1 protein-coding gene and 1 pseudogene are annotated in these 965 nt (G+C 71.9%); both read right to left on the bottom strand.

The genetic code is table 11. The annotated features are described in order from the left end of the window. Positions 1–198: pseudogene (locus ACIKT0_RS19065) on the bottom strand (anthranilate phosphoribosyltransferase); the annotation flags it as partial. A gap of 10 nt (positions 199–208) precedes the next feature. After that, a complete protein-coding gene (locus ACIKT0_RS19060; protein ID WP_407106859.1) occupies positions 209–829 on the bottom strand; it encodes an anthranilate synthase component II in 621 nt (206 codons plus the stop codon). Between the last annotated feature and the right edge of the window lie 136 nt (positions 830–965).

The raw sequence follows: 965 nt of genomic DNA, 5'->3' as shown, positions 1-965 counted from the left end.
GCGGGCCCGCATCGCGGCGACCGCGCCGGCGATCTCGTCCACGGTTTCGCCGCGCACCCGCAGGCCCATCAGGAAGGCGCCGAGCTGCGCCGCCGTCGCTTCGCCGGACATCAGCTGCCCGAACGCCGCCTCCGCCTCAGCGCGATCGAGCGGACGCCCGTCAGCTATCCGGGCGAGCACCGCCTTGAATCCATCCATGGTCCGGGTCTCAGGAAGCGCGCGCAGCCGCGAGCCGCCGACGTTCGGCGTTCCACTCGGCGGCGTCGGCGAGGAAGTTCCCGAAGATCGAAGCGCCGTGCTCCGACGCGATGCTTTCGGGGTGGAACTGGACGCCGTGGATCGGCCACTGACGATGCGACAGGCCCATGATCAGGCCGTCATCCGTCTCGGCGGTGACCTCGAGCGCATCGGGCAGGTCGTCGCGCCGGACCACGAGCGAGTGGTATCGCGTCGCCTGGATGGGGCCGTTGAGGCCACGGAAGACGCCGCGCCCCGCATGATTGATCCGCGCCAGCTTGCCGTGCACGGGGCTCGGCGCGCGCACCACCGCGCCGCCGAACACCTCGCCGATGGCCTGATGGCCGAGGCAGACGCCGAACACCGGGACCTGGCCCGCGGCCCGCGCGATCAGTTCGCAGGAGACGCCGGCCTCGTGGGGGGTGCACGGGCCGGGCGAGATGACGATCGCGTCCGGCCCTTCGGCCAGAACCTCGTCCACCGTGGCCTTGTCGTTGCGCACGACCTTCACCTCGGCGCCGAGCGCGCCGAGCGCGTGGACGACGTTCCAGGTGAAGCTGTCGTAGTTGTCGATCAGGGTGACGGCGGTCATCGCGGCGGCTCTCTCAAGGCGCGCACTCAATGCGCAGCGGCGCAGCGCGTCAAGGGCGGCGCGGCCTGGTCATTGCTGCGGAGCGCGTTCGACGGCCGGGCCATCGAGCGGCCGGCGTTCGATCCGCCCGCGCTCG

It is taken from the genome of Hansschlegelia beijingensis, from assembly GCF_045505405.1.
Classification (GTDB): Bacteria; Pseudomonadota; Alphaproteobacteria; order Rhizobiales; family Methylopilaceae; genus Methylopila; species Methylopila beijingensis_A.
The sequence above is the reverse complement of the archived record's forward strand: the minus strand, read 5'-3'. Positions and strand labels throughout refer to the sequence as shown.